The organism is Colwellia sp. MB02u-14, from assembly GCF_014076915.1.
In the GTDB taxonomy this organism is placed as follows: Bacteria; Pseudomonadota; Gammaproteobacteria; order Enterobacterales; family Alteromonadaceae; genus Colwellia_A.
This window is the reverse complement of sequence record NZ_JACGUX010000025.1, coordinates 1-1554: the sequence shown is the minus strand read 5'-3', so window position 1 is coordinate 1554 and position 1554 is coordinate 1. Positions and strand designations below refer to the sequence as shown.

Genomic DNA, 1554 nt, shown 5'->3' with positions numbered 1-1554 from the left:
GCGATAAATGTATTCATTGCTCTGATTTAAATGAATCACAATTGGCTCAATTAAAAGCGCAGCATCAAGAAACTCTCGAAGATAATTCTACCTTTGGTAAATACCTATTATTTGGTTCGGCAATTATAGGTTTACTATTGCTTCTTAGTTTTTTATAGTAGGTATATCAGCAGTTTACACATAACAAGCTATTCAAGCGGGACAAATTACAGTTGGCTAGTTCCGCTCCGCTTCACATTTTAGCCAACTACAATTTGCCCCTTAATAGGGCGTTAGTTGCCTTTATTCTGGTGGGAAATTCTGCTTTTGGTGTAAAACTCGCATTATTCTAATCGTATCACCATCAACCCAATAAGAAACAATCATTGATATTTCAGGAATGATTAACACTCTTCCACGAAAAATGTCTCTTTTAACACCCATTAGTGGGTGTTCTATTAAGTTTTCAACTTTAGCTTCAATAGTTTGATCAGTTTTTTCTGCTGCACTTGGGTTAAAATCAAAAAGAAATTCAAATATTTTTTCACGATCATTTAGTGACTCTTCTTCCCAAAAGATCATGATTTGTCTCTATTACGGATTTTTTGTTTTCTTGCTTCCATTAATGTTTTTGCTTCATCATGTACAATAAAATTAGCTTTTCCGTTATCAAACTTGTCAAATGCTGCATTTATTTGTTCCGATAACCATGCATCATGACTTATAGTTTTTCTCTGTTCTTCTGCTAAACCTTCTGCAAGTTCTCGGCATGCGTCGCTAAGAGTACGGCCTTGGCTTTCGGCCATTTGTTGCGCCAAACGTTTCGTTTCTTCATCAACTCTAAATTGAATGCGAGTGTCCATAATAAGTTACCTTAAATTAATGTTGTACTCACAAATGTTAGCACTACAATTAATCCAAGGCAACTAACAAGTTGCTTAAACGGACAAAAAACAGTTGGCTTCCCTCACTTCGTTCGTTATTGTAGCCAAACTATTTTTAGCCGCTTAGCAAAGCGTTATACGTAAAGGAGAGTCCGCAGATGGAATTGAATTCAATGGAAGATGTTAAAGCTATAGCTGAGTTTCAAAAAATAGAGCAACTTCAACGCATAGAAAAAAAACTACATAGATTGAGTTTTACGCCTCTTTACGCAGCTATAATGATCATTATTTATAATATATGGTCAATTTGGTTTGTTAATAATTATTCGACAGCAATGAACCATGGGATATTAGCCATAATAGTTATTGGTGTTTGTAGATCAAATGTTGAACGTACAGATTTATTAAGACAATTGTTTGAATTAAAGTATGGTAAATAAAATACGTATAACAAGCCATTCAAGCAGGACAAATAACAGCTGGCTATTTGCTCCTTCGTCGCTTATTTTAGCCAACTATTATTTGCCTCTTAATGGGGCGTTATACGCACATGGAGTGTTTGTGAGAATTATTGCTGTTTTTATTTTACTTTTTACATCTTTTCAATCTATAGCTGGATTGCCCCCTGAAATAAGTTTTGAGCAGGCATCTCTTCTAGGAATCAATGTTAGCTTAAAGGGAGACTTAGGCG

At 35.0% G+C, this 1554-nt stretch carries 3 protein-coding genes; 1 reads left to right on the top strand and 2 read right to left on the bottom strand.

The features are described from left to right. Nucleotides 1–282: 282 nt before the first annotated feature. Nucleotides 283–561 carry a type II toxin-antitoxin system RelE/ParE family toxin gene (locus H4J52_RS02965; RefSeq protein ID WP_182224195.1) on the bottom strand — a complete coding sequence of 93 codons (279 nt, stop codon included), beginning with the start codon at nt 559–561 and terminating at the stop codon, nt 283–285. Next, entirely contained in the window at nt 558–842 is a 285-nt protein-coding gene (locus tag H4J52_RS02960; protein WP_182224194.1) for a type II toxin-antitoxin system RelB/DinJ family antitoxin, read from the bottom strand. Before H4J52_RS02960 ends, H4J52_RS02965 begins: the two co-directional genes overlap by 4 nt. A gap of 179 nt (nt 843–1021) precedes the next feature. Here H4J52_RS02960 and H4J52_RS02955 point away from each other — a divergent pair, with 179 nt between their 5' ends. After that, on the top strand, nt 1022–1303 hold the full coding sequence (locus tag H4J52_RS02955) for a hypothetical protein (RefSeq protein ID WP_182178559.1): 282 nt from the start codon (nt 1022–1024) through the stop codon (nt 1301–1303). Nucleotides 1304–1554 lie beyond the last annotated feature (251 nt).